At 65.1% G+C, this 25,160-nt stretch carries 24 protein-coding genes; 6 read left to right on the top strand and 18 right to left on the bottom strand.

Features of this window, described 5'->3' with window-relative positions:
- Positions 1-3 precede the first annotated feature (3 nt).
- From BFL43_RS24895 to mftE, 6 genes are all read right to left on the bottom strand, one after another.
- Positions 4-1,008 carry a polysaccharide pyruvyl transferase family protein gene (locus BFL43_RS24895; protein WP_084895824.1) on the bottom strand — a complete coding sequence of 335 codons (1,005 nt, stop codon included), beginning with the start codon at positions 1,006-1,008 and terminating at the stop codon, positions 4-6.
- A gap of 30 nt (positions 1,009-1,038) precedes the next feature.
- Entirely contained in the window at positions 1,039-1,911 is an 873-nt protein-coding gene (locus BFL43_RS24890; RefSeq protein ID WP_143695544.1) for a glycosyltransferase family 2 protein, read from the bottom strand.
- Positions 1,912-2,023: 112 nt separating this feature from the next.
- A complete protein-coding gene (locus BFL43_RS24885) occupies positions 2,024-2,449 on the bottom strand; it encodes a PPOX class F420-dependent oxidoreductase (RefSeq protein WP_084895821.1) in 426 nt (141 codons plus the stop codon).
- Between the two features lie 36 nt (positions 2,450-2,485).
- Complete coding sequence (mftG, locus tag BFL43_RS24880; RefSeq protein ID WP_084895819.1) at positions 2,486-3,799, bottom strand: mycofactocin system GMC family oxidoreductase MftG; 1,314 nt, start codon at positions 3,797-3,799, stop codon at positions 2,486-2,488.
- Positions 3,796-5,295: a mycofactocin biosynthesis glycosyltransferase MftF gene (gene mftF, locus BFL43_RS24875; RefSeq protein WP_084895817.1), complete on the bottom strand. Its 1,500-nt coding sequence runs from the start codon at positions 5,293-5,295 to the stop codon at positions 3,796-3,798. The genes mftG and mftF overlap by 4 nt, the downstream gene beginning before the upstream one ends.
- A complete protein-coding gene (gene mftE, locus BFL43_RS24870) occupies positions 5,292-6,026 on the bottom strand; it encodes a mycofactocin biosynthesis peptidyl-dipeptidase MftE (RefSeq protein WP_084895815.1) in 735 nt (244 codons plus the stop codon). Before mftE ends, mftF begins: the two co-directional genes overlap by 4 nt.
- Positions 6,027-6,246: 220 nt before the next feature.
- Here mftE and BFL43_RS24865 point away from each other — a divergent pair, with 220 nt between their 5' ends.
- Positions 6,247-7,338 carry a CaiB/BaiF CoA-transferase family protein gene (locus BFL43_RS24865; protein ID WP_084895813.1) on the top strand — a complete coding sequence of 364 codons (1,092 nt, stop codon included), beginning with the start codon at positions 6,247-6,249 and terminating at the stop codon, positions 7,336-7,338.
- 79 nt (positions 7,339-7,417) lie between these two features.
- On the opposite strand, the gene BFL43_RS24860 is transcribed toward BFL43_RS24865, so the two are convergent.
- From BFL43_RS24860 to mftA, 5 genes are all read right to left on the bottom strand, one after another.
- On the bottom strand, positions 7,418-8,221 hold the full coding sequence (locus BFL43_RS24860) for a mycofactocin-coupled SDR family oxidoreductase (protein ID WP_084895811.1): 804 nt from the start codon (positions 8,219-8,221) through the stop codon (positions 7,418-7,420).
- Positions 8,222-8,353: 132 nt separating this feature from the next.
- Positions 8,354-9,541 carry a pre-mycofactocin synthase MftD gene (gene mftD / locus BFL43_RS24855; protein ID WP_084895809.1) on the bottom strand — a complete coding sequence of 396 codons (1,188 nt, stop codon included), beginning with the start codon at positions 9,539-9,541 and terminating at the stop codon, positions 8,354-8,356.
- A 45-nt stretch (positions 9,542-9,586) separates the two neighbouring features.
- A complete protein-coding gene (gene mftC, locus BFL43_RS24850) occupies positions 9,587-10,813 on the bottom strand; it encodes a mycofactocin radical SAM maturase (protein WP_084895808.1) in 1,227 nt (408 codons plus the stop codon).
- A 43-nt stretch (positions 10,814-10,856) separates the two neighbouring features.
- Complete coding sequence (mftB, locus tag BFL43_RS24845; protein WP_084895807.1) at positions 10,857-11,147, bottom strand: mycofactocin biosynthesis chaperone MftB; 291 nt, start codon at positions 11,145-11,147, stop codon at positions 10,857-10,859.
- Position 11,148: 1 nt separating this feature from the next.
- Complete coding sequence (gene mftA, locus BFL43_RS24840) at positions 11,149-11,265, bottom strand: mycofactocin precursor MftA (protein ID WP_084895805.1); 117 nt, start codon at positions 11,263-11,265, stop codon at positions 11,149-11,151.
- 283 nt (positions 11,266-11,548) lie between these two features.
- Here mftA and BFL43_RS24835 point away from each other — a divergent pair, with 283 nt between their 5' ends.
- The 3 genes from BFL43_RS24835 (at position 11,549) to BFL43_RS24825 (ending at position 14,211) form a co-directional block, all read left to right on the top strand.
- On the top strand, positions 11,549-12,379 hold the full coding sequence (locus BFL43_RS24835; RefSeq protein ID WP_240498493.1) for an alpha/beta hydrolase: 831 nt from the start codon (positions 11,549-11,551) through the stop codon (positions 12,377-12,379).
- Between the two features lie 90 nt (positions 12,380-12,469).
- Complete coding sequence (mftR, locus tag BFL43_RS24830; protein ID WP_084896159.1) at positions 12,470-13,111, top strand: mycofactocin system transcriptional regulator; 642 nt, start codon at positions 12,470-12,472, stop codon at positions 13,109-13,111.
- Between the two features lie 50 nt (positions 13,112-13,161).
- On the top strand, positions 13,162-14,211 hold the full coding sequence (locus BFL43_RS24825; protein WP_084895803.1) for a ferredoxin--NADP reductase: 1,050 nt from the start codon (positions 13,162-13,164) through the stop codon (positions 14,209-14,211).
- A gap of 6 nt (positions 14,212-14,217) precedes the next feature.
- Here BFL43_RS24825 and BFL43_RS24820 read toward each other — a convergent pair whose 3' ends face one another.
- The 6 genes from BFL43_RS24820 to BFL43_RS24795 are packed head-to-tail and all read right to left on the bottom strand — an operon-like array spanning position 14,218 to position 18,431.
- Entirely contained in the window at positions 14,218-14,952 is a 735-nt protein-coding gene (locus BFL43_RS24820) for a DNA alkylation repair protein (protein WP_084895801.1), read from the bottom strand.
- Positions 14,952-16,154 (bottom strand): FAD-dependent oxidoreductase, encoded by a 1,203-nt coding sequence (locus BFL43_RS24815; protein WP_084896157.1) that lies wholly within the window; start codon positions 16,152-16,154, stop codon positions 14,952-14,954. The genes BFL43_RS24820 and BFL43_RS24815 overlap by 1 nt, the downstream gene beginning before the upstream one ends.
- Before the next feature lie 30 nt (positions 16,155-16,184).
- Positions 16,185-16,703 (bottom strand): hypothetical protein, encoded by a 519-nt coding sequence (locus tag BFL43_RS24810; protein ID WP_084895799.1) that lies wholly within the window; start codon positions 16,701-16,703, stop codon positions 16,185-16,187.
- A complete protein-coding gene (locus tag BFL43_RS24805) occupies positions 16,700-17,326 on the bottom strand; it encodes a hypothetical protein (RefSeq protein ID WP_084895797.1) in 627 nt (208 codons plus the stop codon). The genes BFL43_RS24810 and BFL43_RS24805 overlap by 4 nt, the downstream gene beginning before the upstream one ends.
- Positions 17,323-17,802, bottom strand: coding sequence for a hypothetical protein (locus tag BFL43_RS24800; protein WP_168176722.1), 480 nt, complete (start codon positions 17,800-17,802; stop codon positions 17,323-17,325). Before BFL43_RS24800 ends, BFL43_RS24805 begins: the two co-directional genes overlap by 4 nt.
- Positions 17,799-18,431, bottom strand: coding sequence for a hypothetical protein (locus BFL43_RS24795; protein WP_084895793.1), 633 nt, complete (start codon positions 18,429-18,431; stop codon positions 17,799-17,801). The genes BFL43_RS24800 and BFL43_RS24795 overlap by 4 nt, the downstream gene beginning before the upstream one ends.
- A 287-nt stretch (positions 18,432-18,718) precedes the next feature.
- Between BFL43_RS24795 and BFL43_RS24790 the strand changes: the two genes are divergently transcribed.
- Positions 18,719-19,591: a universal stress protein gene (locus BFL43_RS24790; protein ID WP_168176721.1), complete on the top strand. Its 873-nt coding sequence runs from the start codon at positions 18,719-18,721 to the stop codon at positions 19,589-19,591.
- 9 nt (positions 19,592-19,600) lie between these two features.
- Positions 19,601-21,118, top strand: a complete 1,518-nt coding sequence (locus tag BFL43_RS24785; RefSeq protein ID WP_084895789.1) for an amino acid permease — start codon at positions 19,601-19,603, stop codon at positions 21,116-21,118.
- A 2-nt stretch (positions 21,119-21,120) separates the two neighbouring features.
- Here BFL43_RS24785 and BFL43_RS24780 read toward each other — a convergent pair whose 3' ends face one another.
- Positions 21,121-24,987, bottom strand: coding sequence for a hypothetical protein (locus tag BFL43_RS24780; RefSeq protein ID WP_084895787.1), 3,867 nt, complete (start codon positions 24,985-24,987; stop codon positions 21,121-21,123).
- Between the last annotated feature and the right edge of the window lie 173 nt (positions 24,988-25,160).

Raw genomic sequence — 25,160 nt, 5'->3', positions numbered from 1 at the left:
TCGTCAGTGACTCTTCGAAGCCAGTTCCAGGGCAATCGGTCCCGCCTCAGCGAAACCAGCTGCGATGTGGACGTCCGGCAGCGCACCCAGGTAGTCGCGATGAATCGCCGACACCTTTCCGGTGACGTTGTCGACCATCACCACCGGCTTGTCCAGCAACACCGACAGAACAGCCGCATGCAGTCGATCGGTCACGACCACCCGGCCGCGAGACAAACGCCGAACGGCCGCCGAGATGTTCAGCTCTGCCCGGGCATCCATCGATCGCCGAACCGAGGGATAAATGCGGTCCTTGACCGCCGACCCTCGGAACAACGCGGCCTCGGCGATCGACCGCGACCACCAACCGAGATTTCCAGCGACTCCGAGATGCCAGTCTGCCCGTTCGATCGCCAGATCAGCCGCGTCGAAGTCGGCCGGGTCGGACGCCGCCTCGACGTCTTGGCGCACGACCATGGCGATGTCGAGGGTGGCTTTGCCGACCGGTAACAGATCGACGACACCGAACGCGACGTCGGGACAGAACTCGATCCGACACGCGGGAAAATCGCGCTCCATCCGATCGAAACCCCCTCGGTCCCTGGCGAGCAACGTCACGTTGCCGTGCTTCTCGTAGCTCGACCGGGCCCTCTCCAGCGAAACCGGATCGGAGAAGTCGATACTCTGCGGCATCTGGACCACCATCCGGTCCGGGAAGTCGGTCAGAACCTGCTCCCGAAACAGCTGATGCAGCGGCCATCGGTCGCCGAAGTTACCCCCACCCTGCAAGAGGATCGGCCCCTCCGGCACCTGCCGCCGCAGCAACGCCGAGTCGTAGTTGTACGGCGAACAGACATAATCGACATGCGCGCGCAGTTCTCGTAGATAGCTCAGCGTTCCGCGATAGATCAAGGCGTCACCGGCATTGAAATAATGTGGATAGTCGACCAACGCCACATGCGCCCCCGGGGCTATCAGCCGACTGAGAACATCGAGAGTGAACTTGCCGATTTCGGCCTTCGATTGCACAACGGCGAGCGTACGCGTGTCCCTACGGTTTCAGCTGTGTGCCCGCACCTTCAATCGCCTGACCCTGTTAAACGCTGACAGAGAAAACTTTCCCTGCTCCAGGTCGTAGAGCCGGAAAGGCAAGAACATCGAAGCGTAAAAAGGAATGTCGACGACAAACATTTTCAAGATCGCTGACAGGCGTTCCTTCTGCATGCCGTGCACCTGATAAGTGCGCTGATCACAGATCAGATACCGGAGGTGTGCAACCGGACCCACCAGGTATCTCCGTCCGGAGATCTGCGCGTCCGCGCCAGGCATCAGAGCCGTGCGAAAGCCGGCCTCCCGCAGGCAAAGAGCTATGTCGAGATCTTCGAAGACATCGTCCCTGTCCGACGTCCGATCACGGATTTTGTCCCAGGCGGTCGCCGTCACAGCCATGTTCGAACCGAACAACCGGCCGTAATCAGTCGGCCCTCCGGCATTGTCGCGGAGAGTCGCGGTGACTTCGCGGTGCTTTCGCCGATAGCCTTCTTGAAAAGGCGCGTCGTAGAGGGAGCACAGTCCCGTTGCCCCGGCGATGGCGGCGCCATGCTTGTCAAAGAAGTCGGCGACCGCATCCGCCCAACCGGCGCATACCCGGGTGTCTGCATCGATGCGGGCAAGAATATCGCCGCGCGCCGCGGCAAATCCGGCATTACGGGCCGGGACAAGACCCTGGCGAGTAACTCGGAGGAGCGTGAATTTCGGGCTGCGGGAAACGAACTCCTCGATAATCTCGTCCGTTCCGTCAGTCGAGTTGTTATCAACTGCGATCACTTCTTTGAGATCATCGATTTGATCGAGCAAACTTTGCAGACAATCGCGAATCGTTTCGTTCTCGTTGAACGCTGGGACAATGACCGATATTCGCGGTGCGACCATCGCCAAGACATTACCTCAGCTAATAAGGACGTTACTTCCGAACTCCGCACCTCGACCGGTGTAGGTCCATGGGAAGTGTCACGCTACGCCCTGGTGCCTGTGAGCTGACCGCTCACGCCGTCGCATCCAACGACGCAATCACTTTCGTCGCATTGATCCAGATCACCAGTTCGCCTTCGACGCCATTGCGGTCACCGAACTCCTTCGCGCGATCAGCACCCATGTACCGGCCACCACACGCCGTCGCAATCCGATGAACTTCGGCCAGGTCTTCGCTCACCTCCGCCACACCCTGGATCTGGACGAAGGCAAATGGTGGCTCTTGCAAGTCGACGCACAGAACCACACGACCATCGCGGGCAATGGCCTTCCCTTTCGCAGTGTCGGCTCCGGTGTTGAAGGCGACCCGGTCACCGTCGACCACAAACCAGACCGGGGCCACGAGCGGCCGGCCGTCTGACGCCGTGTAGCCGAGATGACCGGTACGGGTCCCCTCTTCCAGGAACCGACGGACAGCGGGATCAGCAACAGAAGTCATGGCACCAAACTACCCGCGCGACCAATGGTCGGACCGTCACGCAATCCGATCCGCAATACGTGACGCCACCATCATGACGGTCGCATGCGGACCACTCGACCCCGCTGACGGCAGAATCGACGCATCGACGATGCGTAAGCCCGGTACTGCGCGGGCCGCTCCAAGCCAGTCTGTCGCCGCACCCATCGGCATCGTTCCCCAGGCGTGCTGGGACGTTCGTACAACCGATTCCACCGCCACTGTGCCGGGCTCGACCAGCTGCTCGAACCGTGGGCCTTGCAGCATCGCGACCATCCGCGCCGCCCACGCCCCGAGTTTGTCGGCGTCGCTCGGCGAAATTTCGCCGAGGTCTACCCGCAGCCGAGAGATCGGGTCCCATAGCAGGGAACCCGATCGCTCGGGATGCATCAACGCAACACCGAAGGCCTGGGAGGATGGAGTGAGCCCATCGATGAAACTGGCAAAGTCATCGTTGTAGCAACGTAATTCAATACCGTCGGCGGTCTGCAGAACCGTCTGCAGCAGGGCGCGCGCCGGCTCGTGGCGCACGGCGGCCGGCGCAAATCGCACCAGTCGCTCTCGATGCTCCCAGATGCGACTTTGGTCGAGGTCCAACAAGTCGGACCGGGCGAGCAGTTCAGCTGTGCCGAGCGTCCCCGCGCAGAGGATGACCTCATCCGCGGTCAACACCCGCTCCCCTACAGCCACGCCGACGGCCCGCCCGCCACGCGTGCGGACACCGACGGCCTCGGAACCCGTCATCACCTGGAGGTTCGGGCGCTGGATGAGAATCGGCTGGAGTATGTCGGCCGCCGATCGGCGATACCAGCCATCACGATTCGACCGGACCCTGACAACGCCCTCGGCCGGCCACGGCGTTGGACTCCGTCCGAAACCTTCATCATTCCAATGCTTTTCGAAGGCAACAGCAGTGGGTTCGAGTTCGTCATCGGCGAATGCCGAGGCATTCATGATTCCGCCACCCGCTTCGCCACCGTCTAGGCGATCGTAGGTCGCGGCGATGTCGGACGCCGACCAGTGTTCGGTGGACCAACCGTCGAAGTCCCGTTGGTGCCAGCGCACGAAATATCCACCGTTGACTGCCGAGGATCCGCCGACTCCCCGGCCCCGCGGAAGGTCGAAACCCTGCGCGCTCGGGTAGTGGACCGCGCGGCCGGAACCGGCGCCGATGGGCAGATGGCTCAGCCGCAGTGACTGCCGATCCGGTGGTCCTCCACCGGCTTCCAACACCAGGACCGAACGCCTGGGATCGCGCGAGAGACGCTCGGCAACAACACATCCACTGCTACCGGCACCGACGATGATGACATCCGCGCCGGAGGCGATCATCCGACGCCGGTATGCGTGGCCGGTGGCCGCGACTCAGTGGTCACCGTATTGCTGATCCGGGGGTAGAGCGCGTCAGCGCTGCGCCCTGCCAGCGCCCCCTGCCAAAGGCCGGTGCCGTAGGCGAGGTCATCAAGTCGCTTCAGCACCATGAAACGCCACCACCCTACGCGGGCACCGGGTTCCGGATTCACCAACTCCAGCCGGACCCACTCGTACGCGGCCTCGCCGACGGCGACCGCCACCAGCAGGGTACGAAATCGCTTGGACACCAGCGCAAGTAAGAAGGACAGTGGCCAATAGTGCCGGCACAGGGCCGACGCCGATTGCAGCAACCCGAACCCGACCGACTGCGCCGTCAGCTTGGCGGCCATCCGCGCCGCGTCCGGCATCGGCGACACCCGTTTGTGCAATTTGCCACCGATGACCCCGAAGACGACCAACGCGGCCAGCACACCCCAGGCGGTTCCGGTGATCAACGCGGCCATGGCGGCTGCCATGGGGACCGTCAACGCGAGAGGAGCGCCCAGTCCCGGATGCCGACCGGACAGGAGTGCGGCGCCCGTGCCGTAGTACCGCTTGCGATCGAGACTTTTCGAGAGCTGGCTTCGATGATCGTGGGCGACCGTGGCGATCGGGTCGTACCGCAGCGACCACCCGAGCTCGTGCAGGCGCCAGCAGAGGTCGACGTCCTCGGCGACTTCCATCGTCTCGTCGAAACCCTCGAAGCAGTTGCGCCGCATGACCATGGCCGCGCTGGGGACGTACGGGATCCGCGAACGCGGCGCGATGGGACCCTCGCGGCGTCCCATGTCCAGCGAGGAACACAATGCTTCATACCGGGACGTCGCACCCCCGCCGGCGTCCAACGCGACGATCCGCGGGGCGACGAGCGCGACCTTGGGGTCGGAGAAGTGTCCGAGGAGTTTGGTCAGCCAGTCGTGTTCGGGCACGACATCTGAATCCAGGAAGGCCAAGAACTCCGTCGTGACCCCGGCCGCTCCCCGGTTCCGCGCGGCGGCCGGTCCTTTGCTCCGCTCGGTGCGCAACACGGTGGCGCCGGGTGCCCGCACGGGGATCACGGAGCCGTCGTCGACGATCACCACTTTGTGGCCGCCCAGACCGGCGATCAGACGGTCGATCCCGGACTGGTTGTCGCGCACCGGAACAACCACCGTGACGTCGGATTCGGCGGGCCCGAACATGGGGCGCGGATGCCCGACACCGGCGTCGAGCAATTTACGAGCCAACTGTGACGTGAGCCGGTTGTGTACGGCCAGTCTGCCGTCGGCGTCGAGCAGGCCCCCGGCGATCTGCGAGAGATTCAGCAGTCGAAGCGGTGATCCGCCGACGATGTGACGTCGGTCGTCGGAGACGGTGCAGTGCGAGTCGATCTGAACCTGGAATCCGTGGGGAGGAAATGAGGCCTTCGGATCGACGACCTCCGGCGACTCCGCCGCCGTCGTCTCGTCCTGGCGGCTGTCCTGATCAGAGATCACCGCAGCATTCCCATCGCATCGGGCTGCCAGGCATCCAACGCCTCCGACAGACCCGCCACCATCTCGCTCAACATCCGCCTTCCATCGGCTTCCGACGCCTGCGTCGGATCACCGAGAACGCCATTGTCACTCACTGCTGCCACTCCCCCTGCACGCATCGACGCCATCAGCTCCGACACCGGAGCCACGTTGCCGCGCACCAACTCCGCCGTCTTGACCACCGCCGGTGAGATGTGAAGCAACAGCGACGTTTCGGTGAAACCCGCATGGGCGTCGCCACCCGGCGAATTGCATCCATACCAGGCGACGTCTCGTCCTTCGCCGCGCAACTGCTTGACTGCGGCCGCCAACACCGATCCGTTGCCGCCGTGCCCGTTCACAAACACCAGCCGATGTGCCCATCGGCACGCACTGCGACCGTACTCCACCAGCACCGCCTGTAGCACCTCGCGACCGATGGAAATTGTGCCGGGAAAGCCCTCGTGTTCGCCGGCGGCGCCATAGTTCAAGGCGGGGGCGACGAACAGGTCGCGGACCTGACCTTCTCCCGTACTCTCACCTGCCTCGAGGCCGGCCGCGCCCTCCGCGACAGCGGTGGCGATACGGACGTCGGTATCGAGTGGCAGATGGGGACCATGTTGCTCAATGGAACCCAATGGAACGACGACAGTAGTCGAACGCCCGTCCAACTCGGTCCAGCTCTGCACACCGAGCCTGCCCGACGACGTCATTCGGTCAATGGTAGTCCGTATGCCCCGTGGCCAGAAGGGGTTTGCCTTCCCAACCCGGATCCGGAGCCCGACCCGAACACCGAGACGACGCCGAAGGCGGAGCTCGACCCGAACAAGCGCTCGGTCCCTGGTTTACTTGTGAACCGACCGTATTGGTTGTGAAGTCACCGCGCCCGTCCATTGCGTGTGCGGTCAACCACTCGACGATGAGGGGCGATACATGGCAAAGAACGGACCGCTGAGCGGAACGCGAGTGATCGAGTTCGCAGGCATCGGACCCGGGCCGCACGCAGCGATGATGCTGGGCGACCTGGGAGCCGAGGTGGTGCGCATCGAGCGACCCGGCAAGCTCCCGCAGGAAGGCCAGGTGGCAGACCAACTGTTGCGCAACCGGACGGTGGTCGAGGCCAACCTGAAAGACCCGGTGGACAAAGAAGCGATCATGAACTTGATCGCCAAGGCCGATGTCGTCATCGAGGGTTTTCGGCCCGGTGTCACCGAGCGCCTGGGGTTCGGTCCGGACGATGTCGCTGCGGTCAACCCGCGGATCGTCTACGGCCGGATGACCGGCTGGGGCCAGGACGGCCCGCTCTCGCAGGTCGCCGGCCACGACATCAACTACATCTCGCTGACCGGTCTGCTGCACGCGGTGGGGCGCGCCGAGGAACGGCCGACACCGCCGCTGAACCTGTTCGGTGACTTCGGCGGCGGATCGATGTTCCTCGTGCAGGGAATCCTCGCCGCTCTTCTGGAGCGGGAGAAGTCGGGCAAGGGTCAGACCGTGGACGCCGCGATGGTCGACGGCGTCTCGGTCCTCGGCCAGATGATGTGGGCCTGGCGCGGAACGGGCTTCTGGGGCGACACCCGCGGCGCCAACCTGCTCGACACGGGCGCACCGTTCTACGAGGTGTACGAGACCTCTGATGGCAAGTACTTCGCCGTGGGCGCCATCGAACCGCAGTTCTACACACTCCTGCTGGAAGGCATGGGTCTGACCGACGACGAGACTTTGCCGCATCAGCTCGACATGCCGCAGTGGCCGGCCATGAAGGTGCGGTTCGCCGAGGTCTTCAAGTCCAAGACCCGCGACGAATGGGCCGCGATCTTCGACGGCACCGACGCCTGCGCCTCACCCGTGCTCGACTGGGACGAGGCGACACAGAACAAGCACCTCGTGGCGCGACAGACACTCATCGAGGTCGACGGGGTCACGCAACCGGCTGTGGCACCACGCTTTTCGCGATCGGTACCCGACGTCCCGGCGGCACCCGCGCGGGCGGCCGCCGATCCCGCCACGCTCTGGCTCGACTGATCCCACAGATGCACACCGTTCAGTCATGAGCACACGTTGCAACGTGTGCTTATGACTGGAACGTGTGCATTTGCGTCCGTCAGATTTTGGTGGCGCCCATGTCGACCTCGATGGACGACGCGGTGATGAAACGCGCACTCTTCGAGCACAGGTACATCACGGCATCACTGATGTCCCGCGACTTCGCCATTCCGGGCAGGATCGGCAGGAAGTGTGGCTGGTACTCCGGCATCTCGAAAACCGCGAACGCGTCGGTGTCTTCGATGCACATCGGGGTGTCCACGCCGTAAGGATGAATCGTGTTGACACGAATCCGGTGCTGGCCCAATTCTTTTGCGGCGGTGTGCGACAGCCCCACCAGTGCATGCTTCGATGCCGAGTACGCGGCCTGCATGGGCATCGACTTGATCCCGGCCACCGAGGAGATGATGACGATCGAGCCGCCGTTTCCGGCCTCGATCATCGCCGGGATGGTGGCCTTCAGGGTCTTCCAGCTGCCGTTCACGTTGACGTCGATGACGTCCATGAACTGGCTTTCCGACAGCTCGTGAACAGCGCCCCACGTGAGTACACCGGCGTTCGCGATCACGTAGTCGAGGCGCCCGAACTGCGCGACACCGTCGGCAACCAGTTGCTGCTGGGCGGCGAGGTCGCGGGTATCGATCTGGCGCGCAAGAATATTGCCACCGGCCTCTTTCACGAGCCGGACCGTTTCCTCGAAATCCTCGGCGGTGGCCGCCGGGTACCCGATGGCCGTGACCTCTTTGCACACGTCGAGCCCGATGACCGAGGCGCCCTCTTCGGCAAACCGGATCGCGTGGCTGCGACCCTGCCCGCGGGCGATACCCGTGATGTAGACGACCTTGCCGTCAAAATCTCCCATGACAGAACTGTAACGTGTTCTAGTGGCGTCTGGCCAGGTTTGGTCCCGAGAAACAAACCCACCCGCTCCGGTCAAACCCAGGGGTTCTGAACCGGTGGGTTTGACCGAAACGGTTGGGTTTGCGGTGGTGATCTACGCGGTGGTCTCGCCGAACCGCTTCTCGAACCCCTCCGGGACGATGATGTCGTCGCGGGTGAGTTCGTGGATGCTCTTGCGGCCCAGGCCCATCAGAGCGGAGTCGATGCCGCCGCGAAGGATGTCGAGGACGTTCTCGACGCCGGTCTGGCCGTTGGCGGCCAGGCCCCAGAGGTAGGCGCGACCGATCATGACTGCGTCGGCGCCGAGCGCGAGGGCTTTGACGACGTCGCTGCCGCGGCGGATGCCACCGTCGAGCAGCACCTGGATGTCGCCGCCGACAGCGTCGGCGATGGGGCCGAGCATGCGGATGGTGGCCGGGGTGCCGTCGAGATTGTTGCCGCCGTGGTTGGAGACCGAGATGGCGGTGGCGCCGATGTCAACTGCCCGCTTGGCGTCGTCAAGCCGGGTGATGCCCTTGACCATGAACGGTCCGCCCCACTGCTCACGCAGCCAGGCGAGGTCTTCCCAGGACGGGGGTGCGGTCTGCATCCACTGTCCGTACGCACCGAAAAACGTGGGGCCGGTCTGGCCCTTGTCGACGACGTTGGGGGCGGTCAGGTCCGGGATGATCGGCTTGCCCTTGTTGAACCAGTCCCAGGCGTAGCGCGGTTTGACGGCGATTTCGGGGGCGAGCTTGAGCAGCGCCTTGAAGTCGACCTTCTCGGGGATCTCGGGGCTGCCCCAGTCGCGGCCCATCGAGAACGACCAGTCGGTCGTGACGATGAGACCTTTGGCGCCGGCTTCGCGAGCCCGCTCGGCGCGCTTGAGGATGTCCTCGCGCGAGTTGAGCCAGTAGGCCTGGAAGAAGATCTTGTCGTTGACCGCGGTGACCTCTTCGATGGGCTTGCTGGCGAAACTCGACAGTCCCATTGCGGTGCCGCGGGCCGCAGCGGCGCGGGCCACAGCGACTTCGCCCTCTTTGTCGACGGCCTGGACGCCGGTCGGCGAGATCATCACCGGAAGCGAGATCTCTTGTCCCATGATTGATGTCGAGAGTTCCCGCTCGGCGCTGGCGCCGACGACATGCGGGGCGAACCCCAGTTCGGAGAAGGCCTCGACGTTGTCAGCCGTCGTGATGCCCTTCTCGCTACCTGCGATCAGCGACGAGTACACCGATCTGGGAAGGCGTTTTTTCGCCCGTCGCTGGGCTTCTAGAACTGTCTCGAACCAGGGGTTCGCCATCGCGATATTCCTTTGCTCACCCGGCAACTCTGCCGGGGTTCTTCGTTACTTGGAGGGGGTCAGTTCCGGTGCGAAACCGGCGAGGGGGTTCTCGTCGCAGTCACGCGACGGTGGCCGGGTCATCAGGGTCAGCGGCACACCACGGGAGTGATCCTTGTTCGCCGAGGGAACGCTGCGGTCCTGCTCGAGCAGGGTTTCTCCGTAACCCTGGACGCACTCCGGGTCGGGGCCGGCGAGCGGAAGTCCGGTGAAGAACTTCGCAGCCATGCAACCACCGCGGCAGGCGTCGAAGTGCGCACACTTGGTGCACGCGCCCGCGTTCTGCGGCTCACGCAGTTCCAGGAACAGATCCGATTCTTGCCAGATCGTCTTGAATCCACCGTCTTCCAGGATGTTTCCGGCCAGGAAGTTCTCGTGGATCGCGAACGGGCAGGCGTAGACGTCGCCGATCGGATCGATCAGGCAGACCACGCGCCCGGCACCACAGAGGTTCAGACCGGGCAGAGCACCCTGACCAGGTTCGGCGAATGCCGACAGGTGAAAGAACGAGTCGCCGGTCAGCACCCCTTCGCCGTGTTCGACGAGCCAGTTGTAGAGGCCACGCTGCTGCTCGGGCAACGGATGCAGGTCGTCCCACACATCGGCGCCGCGACCGGACGGCCGCAGCCGGGTGATACGAAGGGTCGCACCGAAACGGTCCGCCAGCGCCTTGAACTCGTCGAGCTGAGTGACGTTCTGGCGGGTGACGACCACGCTGATCTTGGCATCGGCGAAACCGGCCTCGTGCAGGTTCTCGAGCGCCTTGATGGCCATGTCGAAAGAACCCGGCCCGCGCACGGCGTCGTTGACCTCGGCGGTCGCACCGTCGAGGGAGATCTGCACGTCGACGTAGTCGGACGCGGCCAGACGCTGGGCGACCTTCTTGTCGATCTTCAGTCCGTTGGTCGAGAACTTCACGCCCACTTGGTGATCAGTGGCGTAGTCGACCAGTTCCCAGAAGTCCGGGCGGACGGTCGGCTCGCCGCCACCGATGTTGACGTAGAAGACCTGCATGCGCTGCAGCTCATCGATGATGGCCTTGCACTGGGCGGTGTCGAGTTCACGGGGATCGCGCTTACCCGACGACGACAGGCAGTGCACGCACGAGAGGTTGCAGGCGTACGTGAGCTCCCAGGTCAGACAGATCGGGGCGTCGAGACCCTTTTCGAATTGGTCGACCAAACGGCCGACGGGCTGGCGGGGCGCAGCGGGGCGCTCGAGAATTGAAGTCATGGCAGAGTCCTCAAGGGGGTGGAGTTCGCGAGGGTGCGCAAACTCAAGAGGGTTGGACGATCATGCCCGAAGCAGCCAGTGCGGCAAGCGCATTCAGGTAGAGCGGGCGGTCGTTGTCGGCGATACCGGCAGCGGCCAAGGCGTCGGTGGCACTGGCGTGCTCGGGCAGCGACTGCACCACTTCGACCACTGTCAGGTTCTTGAGAAACGACAGCTTACGAGTGCCGAAGTGGTACAGCAGCGCACCGAACGGTTCCGGCCGCAACGCGACCGAAGAGTTCAGCACCCACGCCCGATCAGCGTCGAACACGAGATCAGTCGTGGCAACACTCATGTCAGTAGACGCCGCACATGCCGTCGATCGACACCTCTTCGACCAACGATTCCGAGACCAGTTCGGACTCGGTCGAGGTGATGCTGTCGGACTGCGAAGCCGGATTCTGAGCGGTCATGTGATTGCCTCCAGATGTATTCGTGACTGTGACCCTCACCATAATGGCACTCAGTGCACAAATGCCAGCGCTGGACAGAAATTTATTGGAAATCGTCGAAAACCACCCAAATGGACAGGTACGGCCACCCGGCGCGACGCCCCGACCCCGCAACCACAGAACCTGGAAGACGTGCCCGCCGACGGCAGTGAGATGGTCGACAGAGGAACATCGAAAGGAGCGCGACGTGGATTCAGCTGAGGCACCACAACCGACAGAGGTGCGACTGCGCGGCTCCGGAGGCCTGTCGCTGGCGGCCGATCACTGGAAGCCCGTCCGCGGCGACGACTCCCCCGGATCAACGATTCTCCTCTTGCACGGCGGCGGCCAGACCCGCCATTCCTGGAAGAACACCGGCCAGGTGCTCGCGCAGCGCGGTTCGGATGTGATCGCACTCGACAGCCGAGGCCATGGTGACAGCGACTGGGACGCGGATGCCGACTACAGCCTGCAGGCCCAGAACAGGGATGGGCTGGGGGTGCTCGAGCAGATCCCCGAGCTGACCGGACGACATGATCCGGTGACGATCGTCGGCGCCAGCATGGGCGGTATGGCGGGGATCGGCATCTCCGCACTGGCTCCCACCGGCTCGGTCGACAAACTGGTGTTGGTCGATGTGGTCCCACGCTTCGAAAAGTCCGGCAGTCAGCGAATTCGGGACTTCATGGCCGGCAATGTCGACGGGTTCGACGACCTCGACCAGGCCGCCGCCGCGATCGCCGAGTACTTACCGCACCGCCGGGCCACGGGGTCCTCGGAAGGGCTCAAAAGGAACCTCCGCAGGCGCGACGACGGGCGCTGGTACTGGCATTGGGATCCTGCGTTCCTCACGCCTCCGATCGACGAGTCCACGATTCGCACCGACCTCTTGGAACGGCAGGCACAGTCCCTGACCATTCCGATCCAGCTGATCAGGGGCCGACTCTCGGACGTTGTCAGCGAACAAGCCGTCCGCGACTTCGTCGAACTCGTCCCGACGGTCGAAGTCGTCGAACTCGCCGGCGCGGGCCACACGGCCGCAGGTGACGACAACGACGCATTCACTACCGCAGTACTCGACTTCGTGGATCGGTGAGCAACTACCATGGCCTCTGTTGCACCCGCGACTCAAGCCGATGCCCGGGGCATGGAGGGACCGTCCGTTGACCAGCAGATTGCGGGTGCCATGACCGCCCAGATCGGCAGGCGACCCAGCACGACCAAGTCGAAGATCACCGAAGCCGCGATCGATCTCTTCACCGAGTCCGGTTTCGACGAGACGAGCGTGGACGATGTCGCGGCCGCCGCCGGAATCGCCCGCCGGACGTTGTTCCGCTACTACCCGTCGAAGAACGCGATCGCCTGGGGTGACTTCGACGAACACCTCCAGGACATGCGTCGCCTGCTCACCGAACTGCCGCCGGACATGCCGGTGGCCGACGCCCTGCAAACCGCACTGCTCGCCTTCAACGAGGTGCCCGCCGAGCATCGCGAACACCATCGACGACGGATGCGCCTGCTGCTCGGTGTTCCGGCACTGCAAGCACATTCGATGCTCATGTACACCGGGTGGCGCAACGTGGTCGCCGAGTTCGTCGCGACGCGAACCGGCAGCGACCCGTCCGGCCTCATCCCCCAGACCGTGGCGTGGACACTGCTGGCCACCGCCCTGGCCGCCTACGAACAGTGGCTCGACGATCCGGACGCGGACCTCGACGAACTCCTGACCCGGGGCAGCCGGATACTGACCCTCGGGCTGGAAGACGTTCTCACACCTGCCACCAACGGAAGGTCGGGGCCGGGTGGAGGCACTGGTAATCTAAACTAGAACGTGTTCCTGTTTTCGCGCATAGTTCTCCACGACTAGGAGGTACGCCGGTGACCGTGTCCCCGCACAGCACCCGGAGCGTTGTGTTGACCGTGGCCGACGTGATCGACGAGACCGGCGACGCGAAATCGCTGGTCTTCGATGTGCCGGAGGACAACGCCGAGCGTTTCCGCTACAAACCCGGTCAATTCCTGACCCTGCGGGTCCCCAGCGACCAGACCGGGTCCGTGGCCCGCTGCTACTCGCTCGCCTCGTCCCCCTTCGGTGACGAGAAGCCCAAGGTGACCGTCAAGCGGACAATCGACGGGTACGGCTCCAACTGGATCTGCGACAACATCAAAGTCGGTGACCAGATCGAGGTCCTGCCACCGTCGGGTGTGTTCACCCCCGCGGACCTGAACGCGCCGATCCTGCTGCTCGGCGCAGGCAGTGGCATCACCCCCGTGATGTCGATCCTCAAGTCTGCACTGTCTCAGGGCAGCGGCCGGGTGCTGCTGGTCTACGCCAATCGCAGCGAGAACGACGTGATCTTTGCAGCCGAACTGCGCGATCTGCAGCAGCGGTTCCACGAACGTCTGACCGTGGTGCACTGGCTACAGTCCGTGCAGGGCATGCCGTCGGTGGAATCGCTCGCCACCCTGCTGCGCCCGTTCAAGGCATACAACGCCTACATGTGCGGTCCGGGACCGTTCATGGACGCGGTGCACAAAGCTCTTGCCGCCATCGAGATGTCACATCATCAGGTGCACGCCGAGGTCTTCAGCTCGCTGTCCGGCGACCCTTTCGAGGACACCGCACCTGCCGAGCTCACCGAGGACGAGATCGCAGACGCCGCGACGGTGGAGGTCGAGCTCGACGGGGAGGTCCACGAGATGTCTTGGCCCCGAAGCCAAACCCTGGTCGACATCATGTTGTCAGCCGGACTCGACGTCCCGTATTCGTGCCGTGAAGGTGAGTGCGGATCGTGCGCGTGCACCGTCACCGAGGGCACGGTGGAAATGGAGAACGTCGGCGCGCTCGACGAGGACGACATCGCCGATGGCTACATCCTCGGGTGCCAGGCCCGGCCGACGTCGAACACGCTGAAGATCGAGTTCTGAACCGCGTCAGCGCATCTCACGAAAGTGCGCGCGTTGCTCTCCGCCGAGGTGTTCCGTGGCATAGCTCAACGCGGTCCGTCCCATCTCGGCTGCGTACTGCTCCAGGAAGTGCAGTAGGACAGCACGGTCCACCCGCTTACCGGTTTCGCGCAGCATCCAGCCCACCGCCTTCTGGATCAGATCACGACGATCATCGAGGACCAGAGGCGCCAACTCGAGCAGGGTCGTGCCGTCGCCGCGTTTGATGAAGGCGTGCGTCGCGAGAATCGCGACCCGGCGCCGCCACAGATCGACCTCTGCGACCAACTCGAACAAGAACGAATGATCGGCTCCCACAAGCGATTCACCGAGGATGTAGGGCGCCGACGAGTCCACCAGATCCCAATTGTCGACGCGACCTTCGAAGACCGCGTCGAGATAGCATCGCACCCATTCTCGCCGGTCCGACTCCGAATGCGCCCGTTCGAAACCCGATCGGAGCAGCAGCAGGCCGGTCAGCCGGTGCTCATGGATCTCACTGGAGAGCAGGTCGCGGACACCTGCCTCGTCGAGACCGCGGAAAGCTCTGGCCACCTGGCGTTGCGCCGGAACTCTCACACCGATGAACCGGTCTCCGTCGCCGTACTCGCCGGGCCCGGTCTTGAAGAACCGGGCCGAGCTCTCCGCACGGGCAGGATCGGCAAGACCTGCCAGGGCCGCCTTGACCGCCGCCGCGGTCGGCGCCGGCCCGGCGGCGGGCATCAGCCGATCAGTTCCGAGATCGGGGTCTTCTCGAGCAGTTTGGCCCGCATCTTCATGACGGCGCCGGCCTTACCTGCGCCCACCACGGCGGTGAAGACGCCGCCGCGACTGTAATAGACCACGAACTTGGTTCCGTCGTCGGAGATCACGTGTACGTCGTCGCCGGCCGAGGGATGCCCCAGGGCCTGAACCTTGACCTCGAACTGGTCGCTCCAGAAGTACGGCACGAACGGGCGGGCATTCGATTCGTCGACCCCGAGGATCGCGTAGGCGACCTTTGCGGCCTGCTCGATGACATTGTTCCAATGCTCGACCCGCGACGGCACGCCGTGCTCGTCGCGCCAGTTGGCGACGTCTCCGATGGCGTAGACATCCGGCGCACTGGTGCGGCCCACCTCGTCGCAGGCGATGCCGCCGCCGAACTCACGATCGGCCAGCGCGATGCCAGACCCCTCCAGGTAGTCGACCACCGGGGTCGAACCGATTCCGAGTACCACGATGTCGGCGGGCAACTCCGTCCCGTCCGCGAGCGTCACGCCTGACACGGTGTCATCGCCGGTGATGCCGGTGACGCCGACGCCGGTGCGGATCTCGACACCGCGATCCGCATGGATCCGACCGACCATGGTGCCGACCTGTTCACCGAGTGCGATCGCCAGCGGCGCGAGTGCCGGCTCGACGACGGTGACCTTGAGGCCTTTCGTGCTCAGGCTTGCAGCGACCTCGCAGCCGATGAACCCGGCTCCGATGACCACCGCGGTGGTCGCGCCCTCGATCTCCGACCGCAGCGCCATCGCATCGTCGTAGGTGCGCAGGGTGTGCACGCCGGATTTGCCCGCCGCGAACGGGAGGCTGCGGGGATCGAGACCCGTCGCGAGAATCAGGGTGCTGTACGAGACGGTCTCCGCTGTCCCACCCTCGACCGGCTCGACGGTCACGGTGTGTGCATCCGGATCGATTGCGGTGACGCGCGTTCCGGTCCGCAGATCGACATTCTTCTCGGTGTAGAACTCTTGCGGTTGCAGGTCGACGTCGTCTTTGTCCCCGGTCAACACCGCCTTGGACAGTGGCGGTCGGTCGTAAGGGATCCGGGTCTCCTTGCCGATGAGGATCAGCTCGCCCTCATAGCCTTCGTTCCGGAGATCGGCCACCAGTCGCGCGCCACCGAGACCGGCCCCGACAATCACTATTGCGGCACTCATCGCCACCTCACATCTCCACGGATCCTCGTGCTATCCGGGCCCGACCTGTTGCAACCCGGCAAGCAGCCAATTTCCGTTGACCTTACGCATGTCCGCCCAACGCGTGACAGCCACCACCTCCGGCTCCGCACGTGCAGCAGGTAACACAATGCTCTGGTTCACGAAAACCAGCACCCGCGCGGCATCCTCGTTCATCCGGTTCACCGCCGTGGCCAGCACCCGACCCGTCATCACGACCTTCGATTCCACCGCGGTCGGCAACACCACCCCAGGCCCCTGGCTGCGGAACTCGAGAAGAAGCCGCCCGGTGAGTTTGGTCCCGACCGTCCGCTGCTGCGCGGTCAGTGAATCCGGGCCGAAGGTCATCAGGGAGCCGACCGCGTCAGCGGTGGCCAGCTGCACCTGCCGGCGCGCATCCTCATCCGCCTGGCCGGGGGTGGCCGGCCCCACGAAACCCACCACCGCGATGGCGATCAGGACCACCAACACGACCGTCAGGATCGGTCCTGCCACAGCGGGTCTGGTCAGGTTCTGCCTTGTGGCGCTCATTGCAGCTGCGTCCGATCCATCTTCCAGCGGCCGTCGATCTCCTTCATCGTGACCAGCAACGCGACCCGGCTCTGCGCCGGGTCGGCCCCCAGCACGGTCGGATTGGTGCCCTCGGCGACCACGAGGACGTCGGCCGAATCGTCGGTGGCATCGCCGACGATGCCTGCGGACAGCACCTGCCCGGTGCTCGGCACCCGCAGCCCGCTGATGACATCCACCAACTCGCTTCGGGCGTTCTCGAGGCGTTCGCGTTGCGGGCCGGTGGTGACCTCCAACGCGCCGTCCACGAACTCCTCGGCTCGCTCCGGATCGATGGTGAGCAGGGTTGTCACCGCGGAACGCGTGTCCGCCAGCACATCCGCATCGCGGGCGCGGTCCGACACAGCGCCGCGATGGACCACGATGAGGACGAGCGCGGCGACGAGGGCGGCCACGCACACCACCGCACAACCGCTTGTCATCACCTTCACCGCACGCCGCCGCCCGGCGGCGCGGGCCGCCCAGGCCTGTTCGGCCGCCGCGCTCGCGCGCTCGGCCTCGGCGCGTGCGTCCGCGACCCGTTCTCGCGCGACCAGCAGCCGCCGCGACGACGCTCCAGTCGGATCATTCTCGGGCGCGCTCACAGCACCTCATCCGCCCTGGCGATCTTCCAGTCGCCGCCGGACCGTTCGAATCGGACGTCCAGAACCTTGGTGTAGTCAACAGGTTCGGCCCCCGGACGCTCCTCCGTCACCGCTGCCGAGACCACCGCGTCGACATGGTCCGCCGCGACCGCGGAGATCCCCGTGTGTACCGGTCTCCAGGTCACGGTGAGCGGTTGCGTCGGCGCGGTCGTCGCGTCGAGGATCTGCCCGTATTCGCGGGCGAACTCGTCGGTCACCACAGCCAATACCCGCTGCCGCTGCTGTTCGGCCTCGCCAGACTCGACCGAGAACAGCTGGGCCACAGCAGGTCCCGCCAGTTCGAGTACCTCGGATCGATTGGTCGCCAGTTTCTCGTCGCCTCGATGTAGTTGCCAGGCCGTCACCAGAGCGATGATGCAGGCGACGACCACCACCAGGTTCACCGCGTACCAGGACCACATCCTTCGCGCGGTCACGGATAGAACTCCAGCGCCGCGATCTTCAGGGCGCCCTCGTCGGGCACCATGTCGACCTGTATCCGAAAGCGCTGCACCGCGGGAGCCTGCGTCCGGTCCGCATCGAGACCGGTCCTCACCTCGATCGCCGCGGTGACGAGCAGCGTCGCGCGCTCACCTGACCTCGACGAGATCCCGACCCCGTCGACGGTCCCTGTCGAGACCGTGCCGATCTTCTGGACGAATGCCGTGAACGCATCGGTGGATTGGGCGAACTCGTCACCGAACCTGCCGGTGGCGCCCGCGCGGATCTGCCTGGCGCGCTTGCCGCCGTCGCCGGCGTCGGGCGTCAGCAAGACCTCGACCCGTTCTGCGGCGGCCCGCATGTACTGCGCATCGGTGAATCCGGCGTCGGCCTGCGAGTATCGGAAACCGCCGATCACCGCGACGACTGCTGCGATCAGGACTGCCACCACCAACATCGCGAGCCACCGCGGGCGGGTGTCCGGTTCGCGTTCACCGAGTTCGGTTTCCAGTCCGGCCAAGTCGCGCTCGGCGGCCCGCAGGTGGGCACGGGCAGCCTTGTCCGCGGCGATCAGGGCGCGTTCCTCCGCCGATCCGGCGGGGCGCAGTGCGCGGACGTTCAGCACCGGTACAGCCTAGTAGAACACGTTCCCGAAACAACGGACCCGCCCATACCGTCCGGTTCGGCCCGCCTTCCCCGCCCGTAGGCAGTCCCCGTTCTGTTCGTAGCTGCCACGGGTGAGAAATCGGTGTGTAAAGAAACGATTTGCCGCTAACCGCGCCGGATCGCTCCGGCGGTGGTTACATGGTTTTCCACCACACTGATTCGGAGGTCGTCGATGGCCACTCACACGACGCCGGCCGCTTCCCGGCCTGCGAATCCGGTGTCGCGCCCGGCAGATACCGCGCGACCATGAGCGTCATCGTCGGGTATCAACCCGGCCGCGGTGGTGATGAAGCGGTCGAACTCGGGGCAAGTCTGGCGATCGCACTGTCCACCAATCTGGTCATGGTCATCGCGACACCGAAACCGTGGACGACGCCTTCTCTGGCGCGGGTGGACGCCGAGTTCAGTGCCTATGCCCGGCGTTATGGCGACGACGCCGAAGCCGCGGCCCGTGCACATCTGGCCCTGCGTGCTCCGCACACCGAGGTGACCTACCTCCGGGTCAGCGAACGCTCGGTGTCCAAGTCGATCCAGAAGGTACTCACCGAGCACGACGGGGAGATCCTCGTCCTGGGTACCACCCACGGGTCCGATGACGGCCGGATGTCCTTGGGCGTGACGACCAGTCGGCTGATGCACTCGAGTTCCATCCCGCTGGCGCTGGCACCCAAGAGGTACAGGTGCGCCCGGATCACCGGTGTCACCTGCGCGTATTCCGGCGACGACCACAGCGAAGACGTGGTCACGTCCGCCCAGGCGCTCGCCGCCCGAATGAGTGTGCCGTTGCGGGTGGCCACATTCGGCGTCACACCCGCGGACATGTTCCCACCCGAGGTCGGTTTCGATGTCGAACGCAGCGTGCTGGAGGCGTGGAAGGAACAGATGACCGCATCGATGCAGAAGTTGGTGTCGGACAAAATCATCGATGACAGCGTTCCGACGAAGATCAGCACCGGCAACGACTGGGACGCAGCATTCGACGCCATCGAGTGGTCCGACGGCGAGGTGCTGGCGATCGGCACCACCCCACGAGACGCGATCAAGAGGGTGTTCTTGGGCTCCAGGGCAGCGAAAATCGTTGCCTCCGCAACTGTTCCGGCAATAATCTTCCCAGGCTGAGGTGTCCACATGGATTTGAGCAAAGACCCGGCGCAGCAGCCCGGCGCACTGAACACGAGAACCCTGTTTCGGCGAAAGCCGATCCCCACCGGCGACGAAGCCGAGGCCGACACCGGCCTCGAGCGCACGATCACCACCACACAGCTGGCCTGCTTCGGTATCGGCGCCACCATCGGCACGGGCATCTTCTTCGTGATGAGCGTGGCCGTACCGGACGCGGGCCCGTCGGTGGTCGTGGCGTTCATCGTCGCGGGCATCGCCGCCGGACTGGCAGCGATCTGCTACGCCGAGATGGCGTCGTCGGTACCGGTCTCGGGCTCGACGTATTCCTACGCATACGCCACCCTCGGTGAGATCGTCGCGATGGCGGTCGCCGGCTGTCTGCTCCTGGAATACGGGGTGTCGACGGCGGCCGTCGCGGTCGGCTGGAGCGAGTATCTCAACGCACTGCTCGGCTATCTGCACGCACCGCAGATTCCGCAGGCCCTGAGCGCAGCACCCTGGGATGACAACTCCGGGTGGGTGAATCTGCCCGCCATCATCCTGGTCGGACTGTGCGCGCTACTGCTGATCCGCGGCGCCAGCGAATCAGCGAAGGCCAACTTCGTGATGGTCGCGATCAAGCTCGCCGTCCTCGCCATGTTCATCGGAATCGCGTTCGCGGGTTTCAACGCCGACAACCTCAGCCCATTCTTCCTCCACGGGGCGGACGGTGTGACCGTGGCCGCCGGAGTCATCTTCTTCTCGTTCATCGGCCTCGATGCGGTGTCGACAGCCGGCGAGGAGGTCAAGGATCCCCAGCGGACGATGCCCCGCGCGCTGATCGCGGCCCTGGTCACTGTCGTCCTCGTCTATGTCCTGGTGGCGCTGGCGGCCGTGGGAGCCCAGACCGCCGCAGATTTCAAGGGTCAGGAAGCGGGACTCGCCGCGATCCTCGAAGAGGTGACCGGCCAGACCTGGCCATCCCTGGTGCTCTCGCTGGGCGCGGTCATCTCGATCTTCTCGGTCACCCTGGTGACCCTTTACGGACAGACGCGCATCCTGTTCGCGATGGGCCGCGACGGCATGCTCCCTAAGTTCTTCACCCGGGTCAATCCCCGCACCCTGACGCCGGTGAACAACACCGTCGTGGTCGCGGTCATCGTTGCCTTGCTCGCGGGATTCGTTCCGCTGGACTACCTGATCGACATGGTGTCCATCGGCACCCTGACAGCGTTCAGCGTCGTCAGCCTTGGTGTCATCCTCCTGCGTCGCCGCGAACCCGACCTGTACCGGCCGTTCAAGGTGCCGTTCTACCCGGTCACCCCCGTCCTCGCGATCGCGGCATGTATCTACATCCTGTACGGATTGCACTGGTACACCTACGTGTTCTTCTTGCTGTGGGTGTCGGTGGTACTCGTGTACTACCTGGTCTACGGACGTAAGCACTCGCTGCTGAACGTCACATCCGACCCTCTCGGCGGCGCCGCGACCATCCCGGGCCACGGCGCGCCGCCGGGTCAGTCACCCCCCGATCAATCCCCGTAGGATCAGCCGGCACAGGGCGGTTCGTAGGGGCTCGCCGGAAGGTACTGCCGCCATTCGGCTTCGGTGATCTGCGCCCCGGCATCCCCGCAGGCCCTGGACAGCATCAGCTCGGTGTCCACTGTCCACGACATCACCGCACCGCCGTCCCCGGCGGCCAAGACAGTGTGGTCGTCGTCGGCGAACCGAACGTCGAACACCTTCCCGCCGAACGCCCTGAGCACCACCAGTAGGTCGGGACGGCGTTCATCGGAGACATCCCACGTCCAGATCTCACCGGCGCCGCCCCCGACCACGATGGTCTTTCCATCGGATGAGTAGGCGCCGCTGTAGATCTGGCCGACCGGACCCGACAGTCGGGCGGTGATCTCGGGACTGCCGCGGCGGGTGATGTCGATGGTGGCGAGTTCCTTGGTCGACGAGGTCACCAACAGCGCGTCGCCGTCGGGCCGGAAGCGGACCGAGAGGGCGGCGGTGTCGAAGGCCTTGATCGTCATCAGCTGCCGCGGCCGCGTCGGGTCCGTGAGGTCGTAGAGCGATACCGATCCGCCCGGGGTCGCGAAGGCGACCGATTTCCCGTCCGGGCCGAGCGACGCCCAGGTCACGCCCTCGCCCACCTCGATGTTCGAGACAACCCTCGGGGCCGACAGGTCGGACGTGTCGATCACCGGCAACCGGTTCGACTCGAGCCCGCCGGTCACCGCGATTGCGGTGTCCTCGTTGATGTCGACGGTCTCGTTCAACGTCTGCAGGGCACGCACTCCCGGGCCGAGGAGTTTCGGTTCGCCGGGATCGGAGTAGTCCCCGAAGTAGATCGTGCCGTCAGCAGATCCCAGGGCGGCCAGCCGACCTGTCGCCGAGACACCGATGGCCCCGGAGAACGACGTGTCAGGCGGCGGCGCAAGGTCGGGCCCGACCCTGACCAGGTTCGGACCATCCGAGACGCGCAACCGCGTGACCTCCCCCGACGGCCCACTGCCGGCGAGGATGTCGGGGCTCCGGGAGCCCGCCGGGATCTGGAAGATGGTCTCCGGACCCAACCGGATCACGGGATACGTCGTGCGCCACGCGGTGACCACCCCGTCGTCGGCCGTGGCGACGACCTCACCGCCGACGTAGACGACGGACGTGAACGTCGACGGCCCATGCCAGATGCGAGCCCCGTCGAGATCCGATGCGCTCAGATCGAACTCGCGCACGGTGTTGTCAGACCCCGCTGCTGCGAGTCGGCTGCCGTCGTCGCTGATGCTGATGCCGTTGACGTAGTTCCCGAATCCCTCGATGGTCCGTACCAGGGACGAGCCGCCGTCGGCGGTCAGCGCATAGAACTGCACCTGGTGACTTTTCAGCCCCATCGCGAGTTGCCCGTTCGGCGCGAACACCAGACTCGGGGCTTGCTGATTGTCTGCCCATTGGGTCAGCTCGATGGGTGGCAGGGGAACCAGGCCCGATCCCGAGACCGTCCACAGATCGACGCGTCGTGCCACGCTACTCGTGGCGAGTACCGAACCGTCACGCGAGAAGGCGACAGCCTGACCGGTACCTGCAACATTCGGTGGCAGCGCCCTCGCCGTCCATCGCTCCTGTTCGCGCTGCCACACCAGCACCCCGACCTGCTCCACGGCGGCGACCAGTGTGGTGCCGTCGGGACTGAGCGCCACCCCGTTCACCGGCTGCCCGGTCGGCAGCACCGCTGCCCGGATCGGTGTCAACGGTTCGCGGATGTCCCATACCTCCACCGCGGCCCGCCCCCCGAGCACGAGTGTGTTCGAATCAGCGCTGAACGACAGAGCACGTAGTGCCTCGTTCGAGTCGTGACCGCCGAAATCGCCGAGCCGGTGCGCAAGTCCGCCCAGCACTTCGGGGCCGGTCGCCCCGGGCGCGGTGGTGTACAGGGTGACGCGATTGCCGGCATCTGCCATGGCCAGCAACCGACGCCCCGGACTGTAAGCGACCTTGACCGGACCCACCGGGCCCAGGAACCTGGCGGGGGTGGCGATCGCGCTGTTGTCGATCAGGTTGGACCGCGCCTCCAAGGTCGGTGACGTGCGATAGGCGATCATCGCCAACTGCCTTGCGAGAGCCGGATCGCGCTCGGTGAGCTCGCCCGATTGCACCGCGAGTTGCCGGCTCAGGGCCTGTCTCTGGAGTTGTTCAGCCCGATTCCGCTCGTCGACCGCGTCCCCGCGTGCGATCACCGCGAACGTCGCCGCGAGCGCAGCCACCAGAGTCACCACAGCGACACCGAACGCGATCCGCCGCAGTTGCCGCACCCGGCGACGCTCACCCGCCTCGAGCCTGTCCTGCTGTTCATTGCTCGCGCGCAGGAATGCGGACTCCGCGGTCGTCAGTTGCGGTTCACCGCGCTCGCCCGGGATGAAGTCGTTGACCATGCCGAGCCACGCGCCGCGGATCAGAAGTTCGTCGGCACGGTCACCCGATTCCCACAGGGTCCACGCCTGCCGGAAGCGTTTGTGCATCAACAACCGGGCACGATCACCATCGATCCATTGCTGGAGTCTGGGCCAGGCGGTCAGCAGGGCCTCGTGGGTCACCTCTGCGTAGTCGGCGTCGACACTGACCAGCCGCGCCGCCGCGAACCGTTCGAGCACCTCGACGGCCCGGGCGGTCTGCGGACTCAACCCCGCCGGCGACTCTCCGCCCGACGCCGGGTCGGCGATCGTGATACCGAGTGCTTCCAGCGGCGCCTTCCGTCGACTGACCCAGTCGTCGTCGACGTTGACCATGGCGAGCAACTGCCGCCTGGCAAGGTCCCGCTCGGCATCGTCGAGATCGGAGTAGACCGCTTCGGCCGTTCGCTCGACGGCTCCGCTGATCCGGCCTGTCGCCAGGTAGTCGGCGACCGTGAGTTGCCGGCGGTCCGAGTGCGACCAGGTCGCCAGCAATGCGTGCGAGAGCATCGGCAGGGCGGTGGCACCGGAGTATCCGGCTGCAGGGGCGACGTCGGCGAGCAACAACTCGACCAGATCGTCGTCGATGTCCAGACCTGCCCGGCGGGCCGGCCCGGTGATCACCTCACGGAGCTGGTCGACGCCCATCGCCGCGACCACCACCTGCGAATGCTGCAGTACATCGACCAGGAACGGCACAGCCGAGACCCGCGCGTAGTAGTCGGCGCGCAGCACCCCGACGACCACTGCCCCGGGACCACCAGCGTCGGCGACCAACTCCGTGACGGCCTCCAGAAAGTTCTCCCGGGCCACCGCGGGGGCCAACGTCCAGAGTTCTTCGAGTTGATCGACGACGATGAGCAGCGGCCCGTCTCCATCGCCGGTCCCGTCTGCAACGGCGGAGGCGAGAGCCGCGACAGGATCTGTCCCGGGGACCATCAGGGTCGACCGCCAACCCGCCAGCGACGCGCTCCCCACCATGGGGAGCAGACCCGCACGAACCACCGACGACTTGCCTGCGCCCGACGGTCCCACCACCATCACCATGCGCCGGCGTGGGTCCTCGCTCGACGACGCCGACACGACCGCGTCGACGAGTCGATCGGTCACATCTTTTCGGCCGAAAAACCACTCTTTGTCATCGGTCTGAAATGACTCGAATCCGCGATAAGGCGTCGGGGCGATCTGCGACCGGGTCGATACTTTTCGCCGTGCCCGTCGCACTGCGGCCCACCAGATATCGGTGTCGGAACCGGAAACACCGCATGCCTTGAGCACTGCGAAAAACATTTCTTTACTGGCGGCGGTCGGCGCGTGATTACCGGCCAGCCATCCGCTCACCGTTCCGAGCAGTGCGTCGGATTGTTCGACCAATTCCCTTACGGTGAGACCGGCATTCTCACGGAGTTCGGTGAGTGCCTTGCCCAAATCCTCACGTGTCTGCACAGTTTCCGGATACATGCGATACCAACCCCGTCTGGCGACCTTCCTCGACGAACAGCCACATCGCTGTACGGATTCCGTATCGACTTGCCCCGAGACGCCACTTCAGGTGGCGATCGTTTCCTGATGTTCGAAATGATAGCCAGGTCCGCTTCGGACTACTACACGCCTGGGTCGATGGGCGAAGGGGA

The organism is Williamsia sp. 1135 (genome assembly GCF_002095395.1).
GTDB lineage: Bacteria > Actinomycetota > Actinomycetes > Mycobacteriales > Mycobacteriaceae > Williamsia.
Note: the sequence above shows the minus strand (reverse complement) of the source record. Positions and strands in the feature narration are given on the sequence as shown.

Excerpts from the sequence above, each read along its gene's own strand:
- mftB (WP_084895807.1), bottom strand. The coding sequence starts at position 11,147 with ATGAGTGTTGCCACGACTGATCTCGTGTTCGACGCTGATCGGGCGTGG.
- BFL43_RS24865 (WP_084895813.1), top strand. The coding sequence starts at position 6,247 with ATGGCAAAGAACGGACCGCTGAGCGGAACGCGAGTGATCGAGTTCGCA.
- BFL43_RS24810 (WP_084895799.1), bottom strand. The coding sequence starts at position 16,703 with ATGAGCGCCACAAGGCAGAACCTGACCAGACCCGCTGTGGCAGGACCG.
- BFL43_RS24860 (WP_084895811.1), bottom strand. The coding sequence starts at position 8,221 with ATGGGAGATTTTGACGGCAAGGTCGTCTACATCACGGGTATCGCCCGC.
- BFL43_RS24785 (WP_084895789.1), top strand. The coding sequence starts at position 19,601 with ATGGATTTGAGCAAAGACCCGGCGCAGCAGCCCGGCGCACTGAACACG.
- BFL43_RS24790 (WP_168176721.1), top strand. The coding sequence starts at position 18,719 with ATGAGCGTCATCGTCGGGTATCAACCCGGCCGCGGTGGTGATGAAGCG.
- BFL43_RS24885 (WP_084895821.1), bottom strand. The coding sequence starts at position 2,449 with ATGACTTCTGTTGCTGATCCCGCTGTCCGTCGGTTCCTGGAAGAGGGG.
- BFL43_RS24820 (WP_084895801.1), bottom strand. The coding sequence starts at position 14,952 with ATGCCCGCCGCCGGGCCGGCGCCGACCGCGGCGGCGGTCAAGGCGGCC.
- mftR (WP_084896159.1), top strand. The coding sequence starts at position 12,470 with ATGACCGCCCAGATCGGCAGGCGACCCAGCACGACCAAGTCGAAGATC.
- mftD (WP_084895809.1), bottom strand. The coding sequence starts at position 9,541 with ATGGCGAACCCCTGGTTCGAGACAGTTCTAGAAGCCCAGCGACGGGCG.
- BFL43_RS24890 (WP_143695544.1), bottom strand. The coding sequence starts at position 1,911 with ATGGTCGCACCGCGAATATCGGTCATTGTCCCAGCGTTCAACGAGAAC.
- mftG (WP_084895819.1), bottom strand. The coding sequence starts at position 3,799 with ATGATCGCCTCCGGCGCGGATGTCATCATCGTCGGTGCCGGTAGCAGT.
- mftC (WP_084895808.1), bottom strand. The coding sequence starts at position 10,813 with ATGACTTCAATTCTCGAGCGCCCCGCTGCGCCCCGCCAGCCCGTCGGC.
- mftE (WP_084895815.1), bottom strand. The coding sequence starts at position 6,026 with ATGACGTCGTCGGGCAGGCTCGGTGTGCAGAGCTGGACCGAGTTGGAC.
- BFL43_RS24780 (WP_084895787.1), bottom strand. The coding sequence starts at position 24,987 with ATGTATCCGGAAACTGTGCAGACACGTGAGGATTTGGGCAAGGCACTC.
- BFL43_RS24815 (WP_084896157.1), bottom strand. The coding sequence starts at position 16,154 with ATGAGTGCCGCAATAGTGATTGTCGGGGCCGGTCTCGGTGGCGCGCGA.
- mftA (WP_084895805.1), bottom strand. The coding sequence starts at position 11,265 with ATGACCGCTCAGAATCCGGCTTCGCAGTCCGACAGCATCACCTCGACC.